We start from the raw sequence: 22761 nt of genomic DNA, 5'->3' as shown, positions 1-22761 counted from the left end.
CCACAATGGTTGAGCCGTGACAGAGACATACCCGGCCGACGCGCCGATTTCCCAGGCCCTTTTCGACCGTGCCCACGCCATCGTGCCGGGCGGGGTCAATTCTCCTGTGCGCGCGTTCCGCGCCGTTGGTGGCACGCCGCGGTTCATGGTCCGCGGCGAAGGCTGCTGGCTCCATGACGCCGACGGGCGCCGCTACGTCGACCTGGTCTGCTCCTGGGGTCCGTTGATCCTCGGCCACGCCCACCCCGACGTGGTCGCGGCGGTCACCGAGGCCGCCGCGAAGGGCACCAGCTTCGGTACGCCGACTCCGGGCGAGGTCGACCTCGCCGAGGAGATCGTGGCTCGTACCCCGGTCGAGAGCGTACGGCTGGTCAACTCCGGCACGGAGGCGACGATGAGCGCCATCCGGCTGGCCCGTGGATACACGGGGCGTACGAAGATCGTGAAGTTCGCCGGCTGCTACCACGGCCACGTGGACGCGCTGCTCGCGTCGGCCGGGTCCGGCGTCGCGACGCTGGGCCTACCGGACACGCCGGGCGTGACCGGTGCGGCGGCCGCTGACACGATCGTGCTGCCCTACAACGACATCGCCGCGGTTGAGCAGGCGTTCGCCGAGGCCGGTGACAGCATCGCCGCGATCATCACGGAGGCAGCCGCCGGCAACATGGGCGTCGTCGCACCGCGCAACGGGTTCAACGCTCAACTGGCCGAGATCGCCCACCGGCACGGGGCCCTGCTCATTATCGACGAGGTGATGACCGGTTTCCGGGTCTCGCGGGCGGGCTGGACGGGACTGGACCCGGTCGACGCCGACCTGTACACCTTCGGCAAGGTCATGGGCGGCGGCCTGCCCGCTGCCGCGTTCGGTGGCCGCGCCGAGGTCATGGGCAAGCTGGCCCCGGCGGGGCCGGTCTACCAGGCCGGCACGCTCTCGGGTAATCCGCTCGCCTGTGCGGCCGGTCTCGCCACGCTGCGTAACTGCACCGACGAGGTCTACGACCGGCTGAACGACACGGCGGGTGTCATCAGCAAGCTCGCCTCCGAGGCGCTGTCCGCCGCCGGCGTCCCGCACTCGCTCTCGTACGCGGGCAGCATGTTCTCGGTCTTCTTCACGGATCGTGAGGTCGTGGACTACGCGGGTGCGCAGACGCAGAACGTCGACGCGTTCCGCGCCTTCTTCCACGAGATGCTGTCGCGCGGGGTGTACCTGCCGCCGAGCGCCTACGAGGCGTGGTTCGTGTCAACGGCGATTGACGACGCCGCGCTGGAGGTCGTCCAGGCGGCGCTGCCGCACGCCGCCCGCGCCGCCGCGGAGGCAATGAGGTGAGCGGCGCCACGAAGACCGTGGTGCACGTGCTCCGCCATGGTGAGGTCTACAACCCCGACAAGATCTTGTACGGTCGGCTGCCCGGCTTCCGCCTCTCCGAGCTGGGCGTGCAGATGGCGAAGGCGGCAGCCGAGTCGCTGGTCGGCCGCGACATCGCCCACGTCGTGGCCAGCCCGCTCGAACGCGCCCAGCAGACCGCCGAGCCGTTCGCCGCGCAGTTCACGCTGCCGATCGAGGTCGACGAGCGGCTGATCGAGAGCGCCAACCTGTTCGAGGGCAAGCGGGTGGCGGTCGGGGACGGGGCGCTGCGCCAGCCGCGCTACTGGTACCTGATGCGCGACCCGTTCACCCCGTCCTGGGGCGAGCCGTACGTGCAGATCGCGCAGCGGATGTACGCGGCCGTGCTCGCCGCCCGCGAGGCGGCCGAAGGGCACGAGGCGGTGTGCGTGTCGCACCAACTGCCGATCTGGACGCTGCGCCGGTTCGTGGAGCGCAAGCGGCTCTGGCACGACCCGCGCCGGCGCCAGTGCGCGCTGGCCAGCCTGACCAGCTTCCACTTCGAGGACGCTCGCATCGTCGGTATCGGGTACTCCGAGCCGGCGGCCCACCTCATCGCGATGTCCCCGGGCGCGCGGACGGCCAAGGGGGCGTGATGCGCCGCCTTGTCCTTCTCGTAGCCCTGCTCGCGCTGCTTGGCGGCTGCTCCTCGGGCGCCTCGTCGAGCGGGTCGGCGACGGCGAAGAGCGGGCAGACCGCGATCTTCGCCGTGGCCCAGCGCCATCCCGCGCCCAAGCTCGCCGGCGAGCTGCTCGAGGGTGGCAGCTACGACCTCAGCCAGCACCGTGGCGAGGTGGTCGTCGTCAACTTCTGGGCCTCCTGGTGCGGCCCCTGCCGGGCGGAGGCGCCGGAACTGGCGGCCGTAGCCGAGGCGACGAAGGACCAGCGGGTCTCGTTCGTCGGCATCGACATCCGTGACGACCGGGACAAGGCGAAGGCGTTCGTCGAGCGGTACGGCCTCACGTACCCGAGCCTGTTCGACCCGGCTGGGAGCACTGCGCTGGACTTCGCGAAGGTGCCTCCGACGGCTATTCCCAGCACGCTCATCGTCGACCGGCAGGGCCGTATCGCCGCCCTGTACACCAGGGCGCTGGTGCGTGAGGACCTGGAGTCGGCGGTCCGCAAGGTGGCGGCGGAGTGAGCTGATGGGCAACACCTTTGCGGGAATCGCTCAGTCCGGCCCGCTGCTGCTGGCCATCGGGGTCGCGGCGATCGCAGGCCTGGTGAGCTTCCTGTCGCCGTGCGTGCTGCCGCTCGTACCCGGTTACCTGTCGTACGTAACCGGCCTCGCCGGCGCGGACCTGGACAGCGCGTCGGTGAGCGGGGCCCGCCGCGGGCGGGTCCTCGCCGGCACGCTGCTCTTCGTCGCCGGGTTCGCCAGCGTGTTCGTGCTGGCCAACGTGCTGCTCGCCAGTGCCGGCCGGGCGCTGCTGCGCCAGCAGCGGCTCGTTGAGGTCGTCGTCGGGGTTCTGATCATCGCGTTGGGCGCCGCGTTCGCCGGCCTGATCCCCGGCCTGCAGCGGGAGTGGCGCATCCACCGGCTGCCGGCCGCCGGCCTGCTCGGAGCGCCGGTCTTCGGGGCCGTCTTCGCGCTATCGTGGAGCCCCTGCCTGGGCCCCACGCTCGGCGTGGTGCTCGGACTGTCCACCGTCGGCGGCTCCACCGGCCGCGCGGTGATCCTGGCCCTCGCGTACTGCCTGGGCCTGGGCCTGCCGTTCGTGGCGTTCGGGCTCGGGTTCCGGCGACTGCTGGGTGTGTTCCGGGCGATCCGGCGGCAGAGCATGTGGATCACCCGCGTTGGCGGTGTGCTTCTGATCATCGTCGGTCTGGCCCTCGTCACGGGTGGCTGGGTCGACTTCGTCAACTGGCTGCGGGCCACGGTGGGCGTGGGGGAGGTGAGCGTCTAGATGGTCGAGGTGGAAGCCCCGGCGGCCGACCGGGTCGATTCCGGGTCCCCGCTACCGCGCGGCAACGGCTTCGGCCCCTGGTTCGTCGCGCTGCTGCGCCGGGCCTGGCGGCAGCTCACCAGCATGCGTACCGCGCTGGTCCTGCTGTTCCTGCTCGCCGTCGCCGCGATCCCCGGCTCGCTGCTGCCCCAGCGCAGCATCAAGATCGAAGACGTCAACGCCTACCTGCGGAAGAACCCCGACCTGGGCCGCACGCTGGACCGGTTCTACCTCTTCGACGTCTTCTCCTCGCCCTGGTTCTCCGCGATCTACCTGCTGCTGTTCGTCTCGCTGGTCGGCTGCCTCGTGCCCCGGCTGCGGACGCACGTCACGGCGCTGCTGCGCCAGCCGCCGGACGCGCCCGCCCGCCTGAACCGGATGCCGGCGTACGCCGAAGGCCAGGCCCGCGAGGAGGATCTGCCGAAGCTGGCCGCGCTGCTGCGCAAGCGCCGCTTCCGGGTGGCGGTACGCGGCACGACGGTCAGCGCCGAGAAGGGGTACCTGAAGGAGACCGGCAACCTGCTGTTCCACTTCTCCCTGCTCGCGCTGCTGGTCAGCGTCGCGGTGAGCCACTGGTACGGCTGGCACGGCAGCCGAAACATCGTCGCGGGGCCGGACGGGCGGTTCTGCAACACGCTCCAGCAGTACGACGACTACGGGCTGGGCGCCCGGGTCGGCGCGGGTGACCTGCCGCCGTTCTGCATGCAGCTCGACCGCTTCGAGACGACGTACACCGCGAACGGCCAGCCGACGATGTTCCGCGCCTACGTGCGCTACTCCGACGGCCGGGGCGCGGCGGACAAGACGACCGAGATCGAGGTCAACCACCCGCTGCGGGTCGGTGGCGCCGGCGTCTACCTGCTCGGCCGCGGGTACGCGCCGATCATCCGCTACACCGACCGGTTCGGGAAGTCGCAGACCTCCATCCAGCCGTTCATCCCCAACGACGACAGGATGACCAGTTCGGGCGTTGCGACGTTCCCGGACGCCAACGTCGACCCGGCGACCCGCAAGCAGGACCCGAACGACCAGATCGGGTTCCAGGGTCTGTACCTGCCGACGATGTCGTCACACGACCTGACCATGGCGCAGTCGCTGCACCCCGACGAGCGCAACCCGCGGCTGCTGCTCGTCGCCTACCGCGGAAACCTCGGCATGGACGCCGGGCTGGCGCAGAGCGTGTTCACGCTGGACCAGTCCCGGATCAACTCCGGCAAGCTGCAGAAGTTCGACACGACCAAGGCGCTCAAACCCGGCGAGGCGTGGCCGCTTCCGGACGGTTCGAAGGTGGAGTTCCTCGGTACCCGGGCCTTCGCCACGATGACCGTACGGCACGATCCGGGTGAGATGTACGCGCTCGGGGCCGCCGTCTGCCTGCTGGTCGGCCTGCTGATGTCGCTGTGGGGCAAGCGCCGCCGGATCTGGCTGCGGGTCGACGGTGACCGCGTCGAAGCGGGTGGCCTGCCCCGTACCGACTACTCCGGCTTCCAGGCCGAGTTCGATGAGATCGTGCAGGCCGCACGGAAAGAGGGGACATTTAGATGAGCGCCCTATCGGATCAGTTGCTGATCGTCACGGTCCTGGCGTACCTGGCAGCGATGATCGGTTACGCCGCCGAGTTCTCCTTCGGTACGCGGGGAGTGGTGGCCCGGGCGGCAACCCGGGCGCGGGAACGGGAACTGGTGACGGTCGGCGGCCCTGCCGACGCTCCGGTGTCGCCCGCCCCGCCCGCCGCTCCGGTGCAGGAGACGCCGCGCGGTCGGGCGGCGCTGGTCGGGCGGCTCGCCGTCGCGTTGACCGCCGTCGGCTACCTGGCGCACCTGGCGACCATCGTCACCCGCGGCCTCGCCGCCAACCGGGTGCCGTGGGGCAACATGTACGAGTTCGTACTGGTCGTCTGCTTCGCCGGCGCCACCGCGTGGCTGGTCCTCTTGAGCCGCCGCCCAGCGGTGCGCCCGCTCGGCCTGTTCGTCACGCTGGCCGAGATCGTGATGCTCCTGATCGCCGGGATGCGGCTGCACACCGAGGCCGGCCCGCTAATGCCGGCGCTGAACTCGTACTGGTTGAAGATCCACGTGAGCGCCGCCGCGATCGCGTCCGGGGTCCTGCTCGTCGGCTTCGTCGCCGCTGTCCTGACGCTGCTCCGCCTCGGGCACGACAAGGGCAAGCGGAGCTTCCCGTTCACCCTGGGTCAGCGGCTGCCGGACGCGCAGACGCTGGAGCGGCTGACGTTCCGGGTGCACGCGTTCGCGTTCCCGATCTGGACCTTCGCGATCATCTGCGGTGCGATCTGGGCGCGGGAGGCGTGGACCCAGTACTGGAGCTGGGACCCCAAGGAGACCTGGTCGTTCATCTCCTGGGTGATCTACGCCGGTTACCTGCACGCGCGGGCGACGCCGAGCGTCAAGAAGACCGTGGCTACCTGGATCGCCATCCTCGGCTGGGCCACCATGATGATCAACCTGTTCGCCATCAATCTCGTGGTGACGGGCATGCACTCGTACGCGGGCGTCAAGTAACTGGCGTCAAGTAACTACAGCAAGTGCGGAGCGGCCCCGGGATTCCAGATCCCGGGGCCGCTCCGTGTTCGGCGCCAGCATTCCCTTGGGTCGAAGGAGAGGGATGGAGACCAATGCAGCTTGACGCTCTGCTGACTTATCAATAGGCCGTTGTGGTTACCAATTGACCACTCGCTGTTATCGCCGGGGTGGCGGGGAATCCGTCGGGAGCGGTTGCGAGACTTGACGCCATGGCGCGTGGCTTCCCGTACCCGGATCTCAAAGACTTCCTGAAGGCGCTCGACCGGGCCGGTGAGCTGCACCGGGTCAGCGCGCCCGTCGATCCGACCCTGGAGATAAGCGAGATCGTCACCCGGACCGTGCGGGCGGGCGGCCCGGCGCTGTTGTTCGACAACCCCGTGCGCGGGGAGATGCCGGTCGCCATCAACCTCTTCGGCACGGAGCGGCGGATGGCGATGGCCCTCGGTGTCGAGTCGCTCGACGAGATCGGCCAGCGCATCGGCGAGCTGGTAAAGCCGGAGCTGCCGGTCGGCTGGTCCGGCATCCGCGAGGGCCTGGGCAAGCTCATGCAGCTCAAGTCCGCGCCGCCGAAGCGGGTCAAGGACGCTCCGTGCCAGGAGGTCGTCTACCGCGGCGACGACGTCGACCTCGACCGGCTGCCCGGCCTGCAGGTCTGGCCGGGTGACGGGGGCATCTTCCACAACTTCGGGTTGACCCACACCAAGCATCCGGAGACCGGCAAGCGCAACCTCGGGCTGTACCGGCTCCAGCAGCACTCCCGCAACACCCTCGGCATGCATTGGCAGATCCACAAGGACTCGACCGCACACCACGCGGTGGCCGAGCGGCTGGGCCAGCGGCTTCCGGTGGCGATCGCGATCGGCTGCGACCCCGTCGTTTCCTACGCGGCGACCGCGCCCCTGCCCGGCGACATCGACGAGTACATGTTCGCCGGCTTCCTGCGCGGTGAGCGGGTCGAGATGGTCGACTGCCTGACCGTGCCGCTACAGGTGCCGGCGCACGCGCAGATCGTTCTCGAGGGGTACCTGGAGCCGGGCGAGCGCCTGCCGGAGGGCCCGTTCGGCGACCACACCGGCTTCTATACGCCGGTCGAGCCGTTCCCGGTGCTGCACATCGAGTGCATGACCATGCAGCGCAACCCGGTGTATCACTCGATCATCACCTCGAAGCCGCCGCAGGAGGACCACGGTCTGGGCAAGGCGACCGAGCGCATCTTCCTGCCGCTGCTGCGCATGATGATCCCGGACATCGTCGACTACGACATGCCGGCCGCCGGGGTGTTCCACAACTGCGTCATCGTCTCGATCCGGAAGCGGTACCCGAAGCACGCCCAGAAGGTGATGAACGCGATCTGGGGGGCGCACCTCATGTCGCTGTCCAAGCTGATCGTGGTGGTGGACGAGGACTGCGACGTGCACGACTACCACGAGGTGGCGTTCCGGGCGTTCGGCAACGTCGACTACTCACACGACGTGCTGCTGACCCAAGGCCCGGTGGACCATCTCGACCACTCCTCGTACCAGCAGTTCTGGGGCGGTAAGGCCGGCATCGACGCCACCCGCAAGCTGCCCGAGGAGGGGTACCACCGAGGGTGGCCGGAGGAGATGACGATGTCGCCGGAGGTCGTCGCGCGGGTGGACAAGCGTTGGAAGGAGTACGGACTGTGAGCGAGCGCAGCGAGCGAAATGAGCAGGTGGCACAGTGACGGTCACGGTCGAATCGCGCCCGGGTCGGGTGGGATCGTTCCTGCGCCTGGTGAAGGTCGAGCACTCGGTGTTCGCGCTGCCGTTCGCGTACCTGGCCACGCTGACGGCCATGACGATCCAGGGCCGGCGGGTGCGCTGGCTGGACCTGCTGCTCGTGACGATCGCGATGGTCGGCGCGCGGACGTTCGCCATGGCGGCCAACCGGATCCTCGACCGGCACATCGACGCGCGCAATCCGCGTACCGCGACGCGCGAGCTGGTCACCGGGGCGGTGAGCGTGCGGACGGCCTGGACCGGGTCGGTCGTCGCGCTGGTGGTCCTCGTGGCCGCGGCGGCGCTGCTCAATCCGCTGTGCCTGGTGCTGTCGCCGCTCGCCGTGGTGCCGCTCATCGTCTATCCGTACGGCAAGCGCTTCACCAACTGGCCGCACGCGATCCTCGCCCTCGCCCAGATGGTCGCGCCGGTCGGCGCGTGGCTCGCGGTGACCGGTACCTTCGCGGGCTCGTTCCCGGCGTGGGTGCTCGGCGCGGCCGTGGGCCTGTGGATCGGCGGCTTCGACCTGATCTATGCCTGCCAGGACGTCGATGTCGACCGGCGGATCGGGGTGCACAGCGTGCCCGCCCGGTACGGGGTCCGCTTCGCGCTGAACGCGTCGACCATCGCGCATGTGGTGACTTTTGCGCTGTTCGTCTGGTTCGGTGCGCTCGTCGGGCTGGGCTGGCTGTGGTGGATCGGCCTCATCGTCACCGCGATCGCGTTCGCGTACGAGCACGCCATCGTGTCGCCGACCGACCTGAGTCGGGTGAACCGGGCATTCTTCACGGCCAACGGATTCGTGGGCATCGTGCTGTTCGTGTTCGCGCTGGCCGACCTGGTGGTGCGGGGTGGCCTCCGCCTCTAGATCACGGCGTACCGTTGAGGCATGCGTCGACCGTGGATCGTGGGGGTGTCCGGGGCTTCGGGGACCCCGTACGCCGCCTCGGTGCTGTGTGCCCTGCTCGACGCCGGAGAGCCGGTCGACCTTGTCGTGTCCCGGGCTGCCCGGTTGACCCTGCTCGACGAGACCGGGCGGCCGTTCCGGGACGCGCACTGGAAGGACGACCTCGCGGCCTGGCTGGGCGGGCGCGACGGCGCCCCCCGCGACATATCGGGCGACGACGTGACGTACTGGCCGGCCGGTGACCTCGCCGCAGGGCCGAGCAGTGGTTCGTATCCGGCGCGGGGGATGGTCGTCGTCCCGGCGAGCACGGCGGCGTGCGCCGGCATCGCCATCGGCCTGTCCAAGGACCTGCTACAGCGCTCGTGCGAGGTCAACCTGAAGGAGCACCGGCCCGTCGTCGTGGTGCCCCGCGAAACCCCGGTCACCCGCAGCCACCTGGAGCACCTGATCGCGCTGCACGACGCGGGTGCGGTCGTTCTACCGGCGAGTCCTGGGTTCTACACGGCGGGCGCGAAGGCGTCGGCCGCGCAACTGGTCGACTTCGTCGCTGGGAAGGTGCTCGACGCCATCGGCGTGCCCCACACGCTGTTCACACGCTGGAACGGACAGTTGGGCGGGGGCCGCTAACGGCATGCCCCGCCCAACTGGTCGTACGTGTTACGCGCCCAGCGCGCCTTCGCCCTCCAGCAGTGCCCGCACCTCGGACTCGCGGAAACGCCGGTGCCCACCCGGCGTGCGGATGCTGCTGATCCGGCCAGCAGCGGCCCAGCGCGTGACGGTCTTCGGGTCAACGCGGAACAGTGCGGCGACCTCGCCCGGAGTTAACAGACGATCTCCTGTTTCCACTACCTTCTCCTTACGCCTGCGAAGGCTTCTCCCCCGAAACCCCTGCTCAAGCCCTCGTTGGGACGTACGTCCAATTAGAGCACTGCGAGCGCTCGGTGTCCGAGAATCAGAGAAATCGCACCTGTTGAGCAATTAGCTGCACCCACCGAGCAACCGACTAAGGTACGGGCCGTGGACGCTATCGACCGGCAGCTCGTCGAACTGCTACGAGCAAACGCCCGTCTGTCCTTTGCCGAGCTCGCGCGCCAGGTCGGACTGTCCGCTCCGGCCGTACACGAGCGCGTCGGCAAGCTGGAAGCGACCGGGGTGCTACGCGGGTACCACGCCGATGTGGACCCGGACGCGGTCGGGCTCGGGGTGACCGCGCTGATCGGCGTCGTACAGGACAGCAGTGCCGATATCGACGAGCTCATCGGCACCCTGAGCGATATGCCCGAGATCGAGTCCTGCTACTTCATGGCTGGCGAGGAGTCGTTCCTACTCAAGGCCAGGGTCGGCACGATCGCCGAGCTGGAGCAGCTCATCGTGCGGCTCAACCGGACACCGGGCGTCTCGCGTACCCGTACCGCGATCGCGCTGTCGACGAAGTGGGAGGACCGCCCCCAGACCCCGCGCGACCTGTCCTAGCGGGCGACTTCAGCGGGTTGCGAGCCCGGGGTAGCGCACGACATACCCGTTCTCGTCCAGTTCCAGGTCGGTGGTGAACGAACCCGAGGCGTACCGCACCCGCCCCGGCCCGAGCACGGTGTAGGTCTGCGGGTTGGCGATCACCGCCAGGCTCGGCAGCAGCACGAGCGCCGCGAGGACGTCGGCCGAGCCGCTGGTCAGCCCCAGCCGGCGCAGCGGCAGCGCGTTGGTCAGCGGCGAGTCGAACAGGTCGATGTCGTACGCGTCCGCGAGCCGCCCGGGATCCTCCGCGCCCGGCGGCATCGCGTTCGGATGGCCGGCCGCGGCGAGGTCGCCCTGCTCGGCGGTGGTCACCCGCCAGCCGTCGCCGGTCCGCTCCATGTGCAGCTTGCGCAGCCAGCCCCCGCCCTCGGCGACCGCGTCGAACCGGGTGCAGAACCAGCCGTCATCCGTGTCGAGCTCGTACCGGCATTCGTACTCAACCGTGCCGGCAGCGACGGCAACGCCGCGGGCGGTCAGCCCGCGGCGATCGTCGAAGATGACGTGCTCCGCGCCGCGAACGTCGGTGCGCTGCCACAGCAGCGTCCGCGGCAGCAGCGTCATGCCGCCAGACTAGCGACGGGGTGGGCCGCCCGCATGGCGAGCGGTACGCGCGCGGTCCCGGTCCCGATCCCGGTCGCGGTCGCGAGGTGCCGGCTTGTCGCGGTCACGCGGCGCGGAATGGCGGTACGGACGCCGCGACGACCGGGCTGGCCGCACGGGCTCCAGCACAACGGGTACGCCGCTGGGTTCGCGCGCCCCGGTCAGCTCGGCCAGCGCGGGGTCGTCGGACCGTACCCGGAGCTGGCCCGGCTCGATGCCGGCCTTCTTGATCATGATTGCGGTGCTCTTGCGCTGCCGCGGCAGGACCAGCGTCACCACGGTGCCGGCCTCCCCGGCTCGGGCGGTACGGCCAGCGCGGTGCAGGTAGTCCTTGGGCTCCTTCGGCGGGTCCACGTGCACCACGAGGTCGACCCCGTCGACGTGGATTCCCCGCGCGGCCACGTCGGTCGCGACGAGCACGTCGATTTTGCCCTCGCGGAACTCGGCGAGCGTCCGTGTCCGTACCCGCTGGGTCTTGCCGCCGTGCAGGCCGCCGGCACGGACCCCGACCTCCATGAGCTGGCCGACGAGCCGGTCGACGGCGAGCTGGGTCCGGACGAACAGGATGGTGCGGCCGGTCCGCGCCGCGATGGCCGCGGTCACCGCGAACTTCTCCTGCGCCGGGATGTGGAGCAGGTGGTGGTCCATCGTGTCGACGGCCGCGACCGCGGGCGACACGGCGTGCGTGACCGGGTCGGTCAGGAACTGCTCGACGAGCTTGTCCACGTCGTTGTCGAGGGTGGCGGAGAACAGCAGCCGCTGGCCGTCGGCCGGGGTCTGCTCGAGAAGCTCGGTGACCTCGGGCAGGAAGCCCATGTCAGCCATCTGGTCGGCCTCGTCGATCACCGTGATCTCGATGGCGCCGAGCGAGCAGGCGCCGCGGCGGATCAGGTCGCCGAGCCGGCCGGGGGTGGCGACCAGGACGTCGACGCCGCGCTCGAGGGCGAAGATCTGGCGGTCGTAGGGCGTCCCGCCGAAGGCGGTGACGAACCGCAGCCCGACGGCCCGACCGAGCGGCGCGAGCGAGTCGCTGACCTGCATGGCCAGCTCGCGCGTCGGCACCAGGATCAGCGCCTTCGGCCGGTGGGGCGCGGGCTTGCCGGTCTGCGCGAGGCGCGCCAGCGTGGGCAGCCCGAACGCGAGCGTCTTGCCGGAGCCGGTCTGACCCCGGCCGAGCAGGTCGCGCCCGGCGAGCGCGTCCGGGATCGCGGCCTGCTGGATCGGGAACGGCGTCATGATCCCGCCCACGGCGAGCTCCCGGACGAGGGCGTCGGGCAGGCCGAGAGCGGCGAAGGTGGCGCTGTCGGCCTCGAGGCCGGCGGGGGTGTCGAAGATGGATGGGTACGCGCTGAAGTCAGCGGACAAGAGAAACCTTCCGGAGTAAGAGCGGGGCGCTCCCCTCCGGCCCTGGCCGGTCAGCGCCCAGGCACGCCGCTATCGCGTGCGCTCAGTGAACGATCAAGACTAGCTGCATCGGACCGCGCAACCCCTAACGAGGTGGTGCGGCTCACGTGCGGCTGCTCGCCGGCGGCCTTGAGCGTCAGCGCCCCGTCATCATGCCAATCAGGGCATTACGGGCGAAGACGGCCGTCACAATGCCCAGTACCACCAGTACCGTCATGACGACCGTCATGATCACGACGACTCGGGTGGTTCGCGACTCCGGCGGCGGTGCGTCGGTACCCTGGCTGAGGATGTGGCCGGTCAGCGAGCCGGAGTACTCCAGCGAAATGGGCTGGCTCGTCACCAGACTGCCGCTGTACACCGTCCCGTGTAGAGGCTGCCGGGGTGCCCAGCCGTCGTTCTCGCCGGACACCGGCCCCGCCGCCCGCACGGACAGCGGCGTCTCGGCGATCGCCGGCGGCGGGGGAGGGAACGGCGGGACCGGGGCCGGGCCCGGCGGCACCGGTGACGGCGGCACCGGCGGTTGCGGCGGGATCGGCGGGCCCGGCTCCGGCTGCGGTGTGGGCGGCTCCGGCGGTACCGGACGGGGCGGCGTGGGTACCGGAGTGGGCGACGGGAACGGCGACGGGCCGGGCGGCGGCTCGGCCGGCTCGGGTGGCGAGACCGGCTCGGGTGGCGAGACCGGCTCGGGCGGTGACACCGGCTCGGGCGGTGACACCGGCTCCGGTGGCTCAGCCGGCGTCGTACCCGGTGCGGCGTCCTCGGCGTCGGTGCCGCCGGCGCGGTACGTCCGAGGCTCCGGGATGCTCTGCTTGGCCGCGTCGACGACGTCGTCCGAGGTCACCGGGGTGGCACCCGGTACGGTCGCGCGCGCCCGCGCCACGGTCGAACCCTCCTCCGCGGTCTCCGGCTGCGGTGTCTCGGCGGCCGGCCGCGGTCGGGGTGGTTCGAACGCCTTCCACGACGAGTCCGCCTCGGCGTGGCTCTGCCCGGGGATACGTGCCGGCAGGTCCGTGCCTGGGCGGTCCCGATCCGGGGTGGTCGTCGGCACCTCGCCGGCGCGATAGACGGTGGGGGCGGACCGCATCCCGTCGGGTACCGCCGCGGGTGGCGCAACGGTCGGGGCGCTCGCCCGCCCGACGCCCACCCGGTTGATTCGGGGGTCGGCCTCCTCAGCGTGATCCACTGCCGTGCCATCCTCACGTGCCGTGGCGGCCTCACGGTCGTCCATGCGTACCTCCCACGACTCCGCCCGAACGCTACGTCCGAAGTAAATGGAGATTCTCCGCATTTACCGTCCCACATTTGCGAACGTGATGCAGGAGGGGTAGGCGGAATGATCTTCCGGACGTCACTGTCGCCACCTGCGGCGGCCTTGCCTCGCTACGAGCTTGACGGGCTTGGATTGCCCGCTTTTGCGGAGCCGGAGGGAGTAGGTGCGGATTTGGAGGGTGAGGCGGACGGTGACGCGCTGGCTGACGGGGAAGAAGTTGTCGACTCCGACGGGGTCTGCGGCGCCGGGTTCGTCTTCGTCGTGCTCGGCGACGGGGGCGGCGTACTGGCGGGCGGTTCGGTCGTTGCCGGTGGCGCGCTGCTGGCCGGCGGCTGCGAGGAGGCCGGTGGGGCGCTGCTGGCCGGCGGCTGCGTCGTCGCCGCCGCCGGAGCCCGCGGTGGCGACGGAACCGGGCTGGTGGCGGGCACGGCGTCGAACACCCGGGTTGCCCGGTAGAACTCCGACCACCAGACCGGCGAGATCTTCACGACATCACCGGTCGTGGGGGCGTGGACCATGTACCCGTTCCCCACGTACATCCCGACGTGGTGGACCGTGTGCCAGTCGGAATTGTCGGTGGCGAAGAAGAGCAGGTCGCCCGGCAGCAGGCTGTCGACCTGCACCGGCTTGTTCCTCGTGGCCCAGTACTGGTCGTTGGCCACCCGCGGCAGGCTGGCGCCCACGTCCGGCTGGGTGTACGACCACAGCACCAGCCCAGAGCAGTCGAACGTGTTCGGGCCCTCGTGGCCGAAGATGTAGGTCGAGCCCCGCTTGCTGATGGCGTACTGGAGTGCCCGCTTCGCCTTCGGGTTGGCGTCCATGCCCTTGACCGCGGCGCCGATGTTCATGCCTGCCCCGAGGGCGGCCTGCTGCGTGTCGATGGCGGCCAGCTCCCGCTGGTACTCCACCGCGTTCTGGGTACGCAGGTCCGTCAGCGTGGCGGTGCGCTTGTCGAACTCCGCCTTCGTGCTGTCCCGCGTGCGGCTCAGCTCGGTTGCCGCGTTGGTCGCGGCCTGGTGGGCGGCCAGGGCGGCGTGTTCGGTCTGCTCTGCGTGTTCCAGGTCGCGGGCGGTCGCCTGACTTCCCGGTTGCTGCCCGATCCCGGGTGCGAGCACCGACAGCTCATGGAGGTCGGAGGCGTACGTGTCGAGCGGGCCGAGCGCGGTCGCTGCCTTGTACGCCTCGCCGGCTTCGTGGCTGACCCGGTCCCGCAGCTCGGACAGTTCTTTGCTCGCCTTCGTCCACGCGGCATGCGTGGCGTCGCCCGTACGTCGAGTCTCGGTGAGGTCCGCGTCGAGCTTGCGAAGCTGCTGGCCGGCCGTCTCCAGGGCGATACTCTCAGTCATGATCTGCCGACCGAGCGGTCCCGGCTCGGTCGCGGCGGGTCGCGCGTCAGCCGCGCTGCCGCCAGCGGTGGAGGTGCCCGGAAGCTGGACGGACCCGGCGACCGCCGGACGTGATCCGGCGTCCGGCACTCCCGGGGGCGCCGGATCGGCGTACGCCGGGCGCGCGACGAAAAGGCACAGCGCAGTGCAGACAGCCGCCGAAGCGACAAAAGGGCGTATGCCGGTCCGCAGAGTCCATCGGTGTGCCATCTAGCCTCCCCTTCCACAGGTGTCTACATGAACCGGTGGCGCTTGTGAACCCGGGAACGGCTAAGGATCGAAAGTTAACGCTGAATTCGACATTTAGTGTGGGAAGTGGCTACCCGCACCTCCGCTGCGGCCTGGCTGATCGGGCGACGTACGCTGGTTTTTCGGACCATCGCGCAGGGCAGCGGGGTCCGTGCGGATGCGGGAGGTAGATGTGGACGCTGGGCTCAAGCGCGAACTCGAGGCCAAGGTGTACGCGGGCGAGCGGCTGACCCGCGAGGACGGCATCGCCCTGTACGAATCCGACGACCTGGTATGGCTCGGACGTCTCGCGCACCACGTCCGTACGGAGAAGAACGGCGACCGGGTGATGTTCAACGTCAACCGGCACCTCAACCTCACCAACGTGTGCTCGGCGTCGTGTGCGTACTGCTCGTTCCAGCGCAAGCCGGGCGAGAAGGACGCGTACACGATGCGTATCGAGGAGGCCGTGCGCCTGGCCAAGCAGATGGAGGGCGAGCAGCTCACCGAACTGCACATCGTCAACGGCCTGCACCCGACGCTGCCGTGGAAGTACTACCCGCGCGTGCTGCGCGAGCTCAAGGCCGTACTACCGAACGTCAACCTGAAGGCCTTCACCGCGACCGAGATCCACTGGTTTGAGCGGATCTCCGGCCTGCCCGCCGACCAGATCCTCGACGAGCTGATCGACGCCGGCCTGGAGTCGCTGACCGGCGGCGGCGCCGAGATCTTCGACTGGGAGATCCGCCAGCACATCGTCGACCACAACACCCACTGGGAAGACTGGTCTCGTATCCACCGCCTGGCCCACTCCAAGGGGCTGAAGACGCCGAGCACGATGCTGTACGGCCACATCGAGGAGCCCCGCCACCGGGTCGACCACGTCCTGCGGCTGCGTGAGCTGCAGGACGAGACGGGCGGGTTCCAGGTCTTCATCCCGCTGCGTTACCAGCATGACTTCGTCGACTCGGCGGACGGGAAGATCCGTAACCGGATCCAGGCGCAGACCACCATGGCCTCGCCCGCGGAGTCCCTGAAGACCTTCGCGGTATCTCGGCTGCTGTTCGACAACGTGCCGCACGTCAAGTGCTTCTGGGTCATGCACGGGCTGTCGGTGGCCCAGCTGTCGCTCAACTTCGGCGTCGACGACCTGGACGGCTCGGTCGTTGAGTACAAGATCACCCACGACGCTGACAGCTACGGCACGCCGAACACGATGCACCGCGAGGACCTGCTCCAGCTCATCCAGGACGCCGGGTTCCGTCCGGTCGAGCGCAACACCCGCTACGAGGTGGTGCGCGAGTACGACGCACCGAAGTCGCTGGCCGAGCGCCGCTCAGTTCCCCAGCAGGTCTGGGCTTAGCCGGGGCGCTACGAAAGACGCTGGCGGAGGTCGCGTACCCTCAGTTGGGCATGAGTGAGACGACATTTCCGCGCCGCGACGCCGAGGGCCGCGTGCTACGCCTGGCCGAGCTGCTCGCATGGGTGGCGGTCGGCCTCGTTCTCGGTTTCGTGCTGCTGCTCCTGATCGACGGGCTTTCGAGCCTGCTCGGCCTCGGTCGCTTCGGCCAGCTCTCGGGCTGGCTCGCCGGCATCCTGCCGGTGTGGCTGTTCACCGAGGAGTTCCGGGCCTGGCGCGGGGTGCCCGCCCGGGCCGGAATGGCGCTCGTCTCCGCCTTGCTCGCCGGAACTTTGGGTTTTGCGGTGGCCGTGACGGTAGGGGACTGGCTGCCACCGCTGGGCTCGGGCGCCATTGGCGCCGCCATCAGTGCGCTTCTGTACGGAGTGCTCTGGTACATGGGGATCAGGTGGCTATCAGACAGGGGTGTCCCGCGGTGAATCCGATGCTGAAGTACTCGCTCGCCCGCGTCGGGTTGTTCGTCGTGGTCGCTGCGATTCTGATCGCGGTTCCGATCCAGCTCAACCCGCTGCTCAAGCTGATGATCGCGGTGATCGTCTCGGCGCTGCTCGCGCTGTTCCTGCTGCGCGGGATGCGCGACCAGGTGGCGCAGCAGATGGCCGGCACGGCCCAGCGGCGCGCGGACGAGAAAGCGCGACTGCGCTCGGCCCTCGCCGGCGATGGGGACCGCGCGGAGACAGTCGAGGACCGCAAGGACGGCGAAGAGCGCAAGGGCACGGACACCCCGTAACGGGGTCAGCCCACCGCCGGACCGCCGATCGTGGACCGGAAGCCCAGCACGGGAGCCATGATTTTGTCGGCCAGCACGCCGTAGGCGTGCTGAGCGGCGCTGATCGCCTCGGTGACCTCGGCGGCAAGCTCCTCAGGTGACAGTCCCATGGCGGCCGGTTCGATGTGGAGGCCGAGCACTCCACCGCCGGGTCCGGTACGGGCGCGTACCCGTCCCGATCGCGACGCGCCGCACGCGGTCGCCTCGGCGAGATCGGCCTGCATGCTGGCTATCCGTTCCACCTGACGTTGCGCATTCGCAGCGAGGGCGTCCAGGTCCATGGCCGCACATTAACCCCACCTGCCGGGTGTGACACGCGAGCCACGCCACCACGCGGTGATGCGCGGACAACCGGGCACCCGGCCGGGGTACCGAAGACGGACCTGTCCGGGTTCAAGCCGAACGCCGAGGCGATCGCCGGCCGCAACTCGGACCTCGTCGTCTCCAACGACCTGAACAAGATCGTCGACCAACTCAAGCAGCTCAAGATCAACGTGTACGTGGCGCGGGTGCTGCCTGGTGAGTACGGCCCTTTGGTGGTCCCGGTTCGGCGGTAGCGCGACCAACCGTTCAGCAGTCCTGCAGCGGGAGAACTCTTTCCGTTTGTGCACGAACGGATGAGATTTTTCCGGATTTGATCACCCAAATTGCTATAGCGTTACGCATCGAAGATCACTGCTGGCGGCTGCGTTGGCAATAACGGGAGAGTCGGATCAAATGACCAATATCGCGCCCAGCCGGCGTGGCTCGAGACGTCGCTACGCCTGGGCTGGACTCTCGACGGCGGTTGCCGCCGTCGCAGCCGTCGGACTCGCGGCGCCGGCCGCGGTCGCCAGCCCTCAGGTGTCGCCTGCCGTGAATCCACCTCCAGTTCCGGTCGCGCCAGTGTTCCCCCCGGTTTTCCCGTTCCTCCCCACGGTGGGTAAGACCACCACGTTGCAGGTGTCACAGCCCACGGCAACGCAGCGGCAGGTGAACATCACGTGGACCCAGGCAGGGGTGAGCTGGGGGTTCGGACCGCGGGCGTGGGAGGTCAGCATCACCCCACCGGCCGGCGCCACTCTGACCGCCACCACGTGTGCTGACCCTATCGCCGAAGCGGACATCGCCCCCACGGCGGCCAGTTCGGCCAACAACACGTGCTCGTTCACCGGTAGCGCCGATGGCACCTATTCCGTCACGGTCACAGCCCTTGGCAGTCCGGAGTCGGCGCCGGCCACGATCGACGTGGCGCAGGTCGCCGTGCCGGGCAAGCCGCAGCAGGTCAAGGTCCTGCCGGGACCGAACGAACTGGTGGTGTCCTGGCAGCCCCCGGCCGACCCGGGCAGCGGCATCGCGGGCTATCACGCCGAGGCCGTCATGGAGAACGCCCAGTCCACAAGTGGCGGTTGTGATACGACGACGGAGCTGACCTGCACCATCAAGGATTTGGTCGCCGGCAACTCGTACAGGGTCTACGTCAGCGCGATCAGCAACAAGAACGCCGACTTTTCCTCTGACCTTGCCGGGAGCGACCTGGCCAAGGTGCTGGCTCCGGTCACCAGCGCGCCGACTCCGCCGGCGTCGGTACCCGCGTCGGCCGGCAAGCTGACCGCGCCGAGTACCTCGGTGACGGCCAACCAGTCGGTAACGCTGTCGGGTACGGGGTACGCGGCCCACGTACCGGTCCAGGTCGTGGTGTACTCCACGCCGCAGGTGCTCAAGACCGTCACAACGGACGGTACGGGCGCCTTCTCGACCAGCGTCACGTTGCCGGCCGGGCTGTCCGGTTCGCACACCCTGGTGGCCGGCGGCGTGGGCCCGGACGGCGCGTACCGCTACCTGACCCTAGGCGTCACCGCCAGCGCGGGCGGTCTGCCGGTCACCGGCGCGGCACTGCCGAAGCTGATCGGGATCGCGCTGCTGGTCCTGGCGTTCGGTGTCGTGCTCGTCCGCCTCACCCGGCGGCGGCGTTTCGTCTAACCGCGCACGCCATACGGCCGCTCGGACCCGGCACACCAGCCGGCGCCCGGGCGGCCGTTGCGTTGTCGCTCAGAGCGATGCCACCAGTTCAGGGACCAGTTCCAGCACCCGGAAGGCCGCTCCCTGGGGATCAATTAGCTGCGCGTACATGCCGACGCCGATGTCGGTCGGCGTGAGCTGCACCTTCCCGCCCAGCTCAAGGGCGCGCCCCGCGCTCTCCGCGCAGTCCTCTACCAGCACCATGACAGTCCAATGTGCAGGGACCCCGGCCGGGAACAGCGGGCCGGTCTCGATCATGCCGGCCAGGGTCCGGTCCTCGCGGTACCACTCGGTGTAGGGCGTCCCGTCCGCGGTCTCCGCCGGCCGGTCGGACCACCCGAAAACGTTGCCGTAGAACGTTTTCGCACCGTCCGGGTCGCCCGTGGCCAGCTCGGACCAGCATACGGAGCCGAACTCGTTGGCCACCTGCGCGCCGGGGAAGCGCAGGCGCTGCCACACCCCGAACGCCGCCCCGGCCGCGTCGGCCACGACCGCGATCCGCGCGGCGTCGCTCAACTCGGCCGGCCCGGAGAGCACTGAGCCGCCGTTGTCGCGTACCAGCGCGATCGTCGCGTCCGCGTCGTCGGTCGCCACGTACGGCATCCAGCCCGTCGGGGCCGACTCGGGTACCGCCCGGAGGCCGGCCACCGCCTGGTCGCCCAGATAGAAGTTGACGTACCCGTCGACGGACGCGTCCCGCCAGGTCCAGCCGAACAGGCCGCCGTAGAACGTACGGCTCGCCACCGGATCCGGCGTGGAAACATCGGCCCAGCATGGTGAGCCTGCCGGATAGCCCCTAACCCGCATGGCTGACAATCCTCCGACATCTGCCCGGCAGGCGTCGACAGGGATGCATGAAATTTTCCTTATTGGCGTTGAGTTGCAATCGGCTCCGGTAGGGGCGCGTGGTGCAGAACGTCCAGTCTGGACACCGCGCGGGTCAGGACCACGTACAGCCGGTGCAGGCCGCGAGGCTCGGCGGCCACGATGTCGGCCGGCTCGACGACGATCACATGGTCGTACTCGAGGCCCTTGGCCAGGCTTGCCGGCATCACCGTGACCCGCTCGTCGTCGTCGGGCCCGCCCGCGGTCACGCCGGCCGCCGCCAACGCTTTCGCGAGTACCGGCACCGCCACGTCCGCCGCGATCACCCCGACGGAGCCATCGAACTCGGACGCCTCACGGACCGCCGTCACCGTTGCGCTCTCCAGGTCGGTCACCTGGCGTACCCGCAGCGCCCCGTCGCGCCGCAGCGAGACCGCTTCCGGTACGTCCACCCCGAGCGCCGGCAGCAGCCGGTTGGCCAGGTCGAGCACCACTTCCGGTACCCGGAAGCCGGTACGCAGCGGCACCACCCGGGCGTCCGGCTTGCCGAGGTGGGCGAGGGTGTCCCGCCAGTCGCGTGCGGCCCACGGCGCGGTGCCCTGCGCCAGGTCGCCGAGGAGCGTGACCGATCCGTGCTCGCTGCGGCGGGCGATCACCCGGCACTGCATCGGTGAGAGGTCCTGGGCCTCGTCGATGACGACGTGCCCGAAGCTCGGCACCCGGTCGATCAGGCCGGCCGCCTCGTCGACGAGGGCCGCGTCCGCGGCGGTCCACTTCGCGGACTTGACGGTGCGAGGGGGCTTGGCCCAGCGGATCGCATCCCGCTCGGCGTGGGTGAGGAGGTCGTCCGGCGGGTCACAGAGGACGTCGAAGACAAGCTGCTCGGCTGTGACGGCGGGCCAGACCGCGTCGAGGAACTCGACGACCGGCTTCGCCTTGCCCATGCGGCGCTGCCAGGCCTCGCTCGGCGACTCGCCGCTGGTGTACTCGGCCTGCCGGACCAGCATCGCGACCACCCGGGCGCGGACCCGCTCCCGGCCGATGGCGTACGGGGGAGCTTCGCGGCGCACCTCGTCGACGATGCGGCGCAGCGCCTCGGTCGAGATCCGCCAGCGGTACGACCCGTCCGGCACCATGAGCGGCTCGGTGGGGGTACGGACGCGGGCGCGCAGGGCGTTCGCGAGCACGGCAGCCATCCGGGCGTCCTGCTTGACGGCCGCGGCCGCCGGTTCGTCCGTGGCGCGGACCGGTACCCGGGCGACGAGGTCGTCGACGGTCGCCTGCTGCACGTCCAGCTCGCCGAGGGCCGGCAGGACCGCCGCGATGTAGTGCAGGAACGCCCGGTTCGGACCGACGATGAGCACGCCCGCCCGCTTGAGTCGCTCGCGGTGCAGGTACAGCAGGTACGCCGCCCGGTGCAGCCCGACCGCCGTCTTCCCGGTGCCCGGCGCGCCCTGGATGCAGATGGACTCGTCCAGCTCGGCGCGTACCAACTCGTCCTGCTCGGGCTGGATGGTGGCGACGATGTCGCGCATCGGCCCGACACGGGGCCGTTCGATCTCGGCGGTGAGGATCCGGCTGGCCGTGCCCAACTCCTCGCCCCGGCCGAGGTACTCGTCTTCGAAGCTGGTCAGCTCGCCGCCGGAGAACCCGAAGCGGCGCCGTACAGCCACGCCCTGCGGGTCGCTCGCGCTCGCCCGGTAGAACGAGCGGGAGATCGGCGCTCGCCAGTCGAGCACCATCGGTTCGCCCGCGTCGTCGGTCACATGCCGGCGCCCGACGTGGTAACGCTCGTCGTTCTCGAAGTTCAGACGGCCGAAGAAGAGCGGGGTGTTCGGGTTGTCGGCCAGTTCGGCGACCCGCCGCGAGAGGGTACGCCCCAGCGTCTCGGCGCTGTAGGCGTCACCGGCGACGTCCTCGCCGGTGACGAAGAGCGCCTCGGCGCGTTCGCGCATGCGCCGCAGCGCCGCACGGGAGGCGGCGAGGTGGGCGCGTTCGTCGGCCAGTTCGGCTTCTAGGGTGTGCAGGGTCAAGGGAGGCCACCTTCGTCGAGGTCGATGGGTGCCGCCTGCGTGTCCCACTCGGTGCGGGCGCGGGGACGTCCGTTTCGGTGCTTACACCTCGGCCGTCGAGCGGTGCTTCAGGCGCGCATGAGGGCGCGCGGAGGGGAAAGTGTACGCGGACGCAGTCGACCAGGCAGGCTATTTAGGTGACCGAGGAACAGCCTCCACTCCAGATCAGAGATCCACGGGTTATGCGGGCGCTGGCCCATCCGGCCCGGATGGCGATCATCGACGCGCTCGCGACCGGCCAGACCGGCACGGCGACGCAGTTCGCACAGGTCGTCGGGTTGTCGCCGAGCGCGACCAGCTACCACCTGCGCGCTCTGGCCAAGTACGGCCTGGTGGAGGAGGCGCCGAGCCGGGGCGACGGCCGGGAGCGGGTGTGGCAGCGTGCCCGTAGCGGGCTCCGCTTCGAGGCGGGTCCGAACGAACCGCCGGAGGTGTGGGAGGCGGGTCGGCTCCTGGTCGACGCGGTGCTCGCCCGCGACGAGGCGCAGGCCCGGCAGTGGATGGAGTCGGCCGACAGCGACGATCCCGAGTGGCATCAGGCTGCCCGGATCACCAAGATTCATCTGCTGGTCACGGCCGAGGAGCTGGAGAAGCTCAACGAGGCCGTCGACGAGCTGCTGAAGCCGTACTCGTTCATGCGCCGGCTCAATCCGCCGGAGGGCGCCCGGTCCGTCGTCGTCAACTATCGGGCGTTTCCGATCGATCGCCTCGCGTCGGGAGATCACCCTCAGTGACGCGGAGCTGATCGGACGG

The 22761-nt window shown here is 69.9% G+C and carries 23 protein-coding genes and 1 pseudogene; 16 read left to right on the top strand and 8 right to left on the bottom strand.

Annotation, left to right across the window (positions count from 1 at the left end; translation table 11 throughout):
* Positions 1-16 precede the first annotated feature (16 nt).
* The 9 genes from hemL to HC028_RS07515 all read left to right on the top strand — a co-directional run bounded on the left by hemL (position 17) and on the right by HC028_RS07515 (position 9143).
* Positions 17-1327: a glutamate-1-semialdehyde 2,1-aminomutase gene (hemL, locus tag HC028_RS07555; RefSeq protein ID WP_168074496.1), complete on the top strand. Its 1311-nt coding sequence runs from the start codon at positions 17-19 to the stop codon at positions 1325-1327.
* Complete coding sequence (locus HC028_RS07550; RefSeq protein WP_168074494.1) at positions 1324-1980, top strand: histidine phosphatase family protein; 657 nt, start codon at positions 1324-1326, stop codon at positions 1978-1980. The genes hemL and HC028_RS07550 overlap by 4 nt, the downstream gene beginning before the upstream one ends.
* Complete coding sequence (locus HC028_RS07545) at positions 1980-2525, top strand: TlpA family protein disulfide reductase (protein WP_168074492.1); 546 nt, start codon at positions 1980-1982, stop codon at positions 2523-2525. The genes HC028_RS07550 and HC028_RS07545 overlap by 1 nt, the downstream gene beginning before the upstream one ends.
* Positions 2526-2529: 4 nt before the next feature.
* Complete coding sequence (locus HC028_RS07540) at positions 2530-3291, top strand: cytochrome c biogenesis CcdA family protein (RefSeq protein WP_168074490.1); 762 nt, start codon at positions 2530-2532, stop codon at positions 3289-3291.
* Complete coding sequence (gene resB / locus HC028_RS07535; RefSeq protein ID WP_168074488.1) at positions 3292-4875, top strand: cytochrome c biogenesis protein ResB; 1584 nt, start codon at positions 3292-3294, stop codon at positions 4873-4875. It abuts the gene before it with no gap.
* Positions 4872-5849, top strand: a complete 978-nt coding sequence (gene ccsB / locus HC028_RS07530; RefSeq protein ID WP_168074486.1) for a c-type cytochrome biogenesis protein CcsB — start codon at positions 4872-4874, stop codon at positions 5847-5849. The genes resB and ccsB overlap by 4 nt, the downstream gene beginning before the upstream one ends.
* A 230-nt stretch (positions 5850-6079) precedes the next feature.
* Positions 6080-7537 (top strand): menaquinone biosynthesis decarboxylase, encoded by a 1458-nt coding sequence (locus tag HC028_RS07525; RefSeq protein WP_168074484.1) that lies wholly within the window; start codon positions 6080-6082, stop codon positions 7535-7537.
* Between the two features lie 34 nt (positions 7538-7571).
* A complete protein-coding gene (gene mqnP, locus HC028_RS07520) occupies positions 7572-8477 on the top strand; it encodes a menaquinone biosynthesis prenyltransferase MqnP (protein WP_168074473.1) in 906 nt (301 codons plus the stop codon).
* A gap of 21 nt (positions 8478-8498) precedes the next feature.
* Positions 8499-9143: a UbiX family flavin prenyltransferase gene (locus tag HC028_RS07515; protein ID WP_168074471.1), complete on the top strand. Its 645-nt coding sequence runs from the start codon at positions 8499-8501 to the stop codon at positions 9141-9143.
* A gap of 30 nt (positions 9144-9173) precedes the next feature.
* Here HC028_RS07515 and HC028_RS07510 read toward each other — a convergent pair whose 3' ends face one another.
* The gene (locus tag HC028_RS07510) at positions 9174-9362 is read right to left on the bottom strand and encodes a BldC family transcriptional regulator (RefSeq protein WP_168074462.1); all 189 of its coding nucleotides are present in this window, start codon (positions 9360-9362) and stop codon (positions 9174-9176) included.
* A 171-nt stretch (positions 9363-9533) separates the two neighbouring features.
* On the opposite strand from HC028_RS07510, the gene HC028_RS07505 reads away from it, so the two are divergent.
* Positions 9534-9989, top strand: a complete 456-nt coding sequence (locus HC028_RS07505) for an Lrp/AsnC family transcriptional regulator (protein ID WP_168074453.1) — start codon at positions 9534-9536, stop codon at positions 9987-9989.
* 9 nt (positions 9990-9998) lie between these two features.
* Here HC028_RS07505 and HC028_RS07500 read toward each other — a convergent pair whose 3' ends face one another.
* The 4 genes from HC028_RS07500 to HC028_RS07485 form a co-directional block, all read right to left on the bottom strand.
* Positions 9999-10592, bottom strand: a complete 594-nt coding sequence (locus HC028_RS07500) for a putative glycolipid-binding domain-containing protein (RefSeq protein ID WP_203981316.1) — start codon at positions 10590-10592, stop codon at positions 9999-10001.
* A 9-nt stretch (positions 10593-10601) separates the two neighbouring features.
* Positions 10602-11966, bottom strand: a complete 1365-nt coding sequence (locus HC028_RS07495; RefSeq protein ID WP_239075459.1) for a DEAD/DEAH box helicase — start codon at positions 11964-11966, stop codon at positions 10602-10604.
* 205 nt (positions 11967-12171) lie between these two features.
* On the bottom strand, positions 12172-13266 hold the full coding sequence (locus tag HC028_RS07490) for a hypothetical protein (RefSeq protein WP_168074451.1): 1095 nt from the start codon (positions 13264-13266) through the stop codon (positions 12172-12174).
* A 152-nt stretch (positions 13267-13418) separates the two neighbouring features.
* On the bottom strand, positions 13419-14654 hold the full coding sequence (locus tag HC028_RS07485; protein WP_168074449.1) for a C40 family peptidase: 1236 nt from the start codon (positions 14652-14654) through the stop codon (positions 13419-13421).
* Positions 14655-15114: 460 nt separating this feature from the next.
* On the opposite strand from HC028_RS07485, the gene mqnE reads away from it, so the two are divergent.
* Genes mqnE through HC028_RS07470 form a run of 3 tightly spaced genes read left to right on the top strand, consistent with a single transcriptional unit; the run spans position 15115 to position 17071 of the window.
* A complete protein-coding gene (mqnE, locus tag HC028_RS07480) occupies positions 15115-16284 on the top strand; it encodes an aminofutalosine synthase MqnE (protein ID WP_168074447.1) in 1170 nt (389 codons plus the stop codon).
* A 50-nt stretch (positions 16285-16334) separates the two neighbouring features.
* Positions 16335-16760: a hypothetical protein gene (locus HC028_RS07475; protein ID WP_168074437.1), complete on the top strand. Its 426-nt coding sequence runs from the start codon at positions 16335-16337 to the stop codon at positions 16758-16760.
* A 5-nt stretch (positions 16761-16765) separates the two neighbouring features.
* On the top strand, positions 16766-17071 hold the full coding sequence (locus tag HC028_RS07470; protein ID WP_205861208.1) for a DUF4229 domain-containing protein: 306 nt from the start codon (positions 16766-16768) through the stop codon (positions 17069-17071).
* Positions 17072-17076: 5 nt separating this feature from the next.
* Here HC028_RS07470 and HC028_RS07465 read toward each other — a convergent pair whose 3' ends face one another.
* Positions 17077-17334: a YbaB/EbfC family nucleoid-associated protein gene (locus tag HC028_RS07465; RefSeq protein ID WP_168074434.1), complete on the bottom strand. Its 258-nt coding sequence runs from the start codon at positions 17332-17334 to the stop codon at positions 17077-17079.
* A 135-nt stretch (positions 17335-17469) separates the two neighbouring features.
* Between HC028_RS07465 and HC028_RS07460 the strand changes: the two are divergent.
* Both HC028_RS07460 and HC028_RS07455 read left to right on the top strand, forming a co-directional pair.
* Positions 17470-17613: pseudogene (locus HC028_RS07460) on the top strand (ABC transporter substrate-binding protein); the annotation flags it as partial.
* 382 nt (positions 17614-17995) lie between these two features.
* Positions 17996-19072: a fibronectin type III domain-containing protein gene (locus HC028_RS07455; RefSeq protein WP_168074432.1), complete on the top strand. Its 1077-nt coding sequence runs from the start codon at positions 17996-17998 to the stop codon at positions 19070-19072.
* A gap of 69 nt (positions 19073-19141) precedes the next feature.
* Here the strand turns inward: HC028_RS07455 and HC028_RS07450 are convergent, their stop codons facing one another.
* Positions 19142-19918, bottom strand: a complete 777-nt coding sequence (locus HC028_RS07450) for a VOC family protein (RefSeq protein WP_168074431.1) — start codon at positions 19916-19918, stop codon at positions 19142-19144.
* Positions 19919-19977: 59 nt separating this feature from the next.
* Complete coding sequence (locus HC028_RS07445) at positions 19978-21969, bottom strand: HelD family protein (protein WP_239075453.1); 1992 nt, start codon at positions 21967-21969, stop codon at positions 19978-19980.
* A gap of 176 nt (positions 21970-22145) precedes the next feature.
* On the opposite strand from HC028_RS07445, the gene HC028_RS07440 reads away from it, so the two are divergent.
* Positions 22146-22742: a helix-turn-helix domain-containing protein gene (locus HC028_RS07440; protein ID WP_239075452.1), complete on the top strand. Its 597-nt coding sequence runs from the start codon at positions 22146-22148 to the stop codon at positions 22740-22742.
* Positions 22743-22761 lie beyond the last annotated feature (19 nt).

Source organism: Planosporangium flavigriseum, from assembly GCF_011947225.1.
In the GTDB taxonomy this organism is placed as follows: domain Bacteria; phylum Actinomycetota; class Actinomycetes; order Mycobacteriales; family Micromonosporaceae; genus Planosporangium; species Planosporangium flavigriseum.
Note: the sequence above shows the minus strand (reverse complement) of the source record. Positions and strands in the feature narration are given on the sequence as shown.

Bases quoted from the DNA above. Each gene is read 5' to 3' on its own strand.
- HC028_RS07545 (WP_168074492.1), top strand. From the start codon at position 1,980: ATGCGCCGCCTTGTCCTTCTCGTAGCCCTGCTCGCGCTGCTTGGCGGC.
- HC028_RS07540 (WP_168074490.1), top strand. From the start codon at position 2,530: ATGGGCAACACCTTTGCGGGAATCGCTCAGTCCGGCCCGCTGCTGCTG.
- resB (WP_168074488.1), top strand. From the start codon at position 3,292: ATGGTCGAGGTGGAAGCCCCGGCGGCCGACCGGGTCGATTCCGGGTCC.
- ccsB (WP_168074486.1), top strand. From the start codon at position 4,872: ATGAGCGCCCTATCGGATCAGTTGCTGATCGTCACGGTCCTGGCGTAC.
- HC028_RS07525 (WP_168074484.1), top strand. From the start codon at position 6,080: ATGGCGCGTGGCTTCCCGTACCCGGATCTCAAAGACTTCCTGAAGGCG.
- HC028_RS07515 (WP_168074471.1), top strand. From the start codon at position 8,499: ATGCGTCGACCGTGGATCGTGGGGGTGTCCGGGGCTTCGGGGACCCCG.
- HC028_RS07500 (WP_203981316.1), bottom strand. From the start codon at position 10,592: ATGACGCTGCTGCCGCGGACGCTGCTGTGGCAGCGCACCGACGTTCGC.
- HC028_RS07490 (WP_168074451.1), bottom strand. From the start codon at position 13,266: ATGGACGACCGTGAGGCCGCCACGGCACGTGAGGATGGCACGGCAGTG.
- HC028_RS07485 (WP_168074449.1), bottom strand. From the start codon at position 14,654: ATGACTGAGAGTATCGCCCTGGAGACGGCCGGCCAGCAGCTTCGCAAG.
- HC028_RS07475 (WP_168074437.1), top strand. From the start codon at position 16,335: ATGAGTGAGACGACATTTCCGCGCCGCGACGCCGAGGGCCGCGTGCTA.
- HC028_RS07470 (WP_205861208.1), top strand. From the start codon at position 16,766: ATGCTGAAGTACTCGCTCGCCCGCGTCGGGTTGTTCGTCGTGGTCGCT.
- HC028_RS07465 (WP_168074434.1), bottom strand. From the start codon at position 17,334: ATGCAGGCCGATCTCGCCGAGGCGACCGCGTGCGGCGCGTCGCGATCG.
- HC028_RS07450 (WP_168074431.1), bottom strand. From the start codon at position 19,918: ATGCGGGTTAGGGGCTATCCGGCAGGCTCACCATGCTGGGCCGATGTT.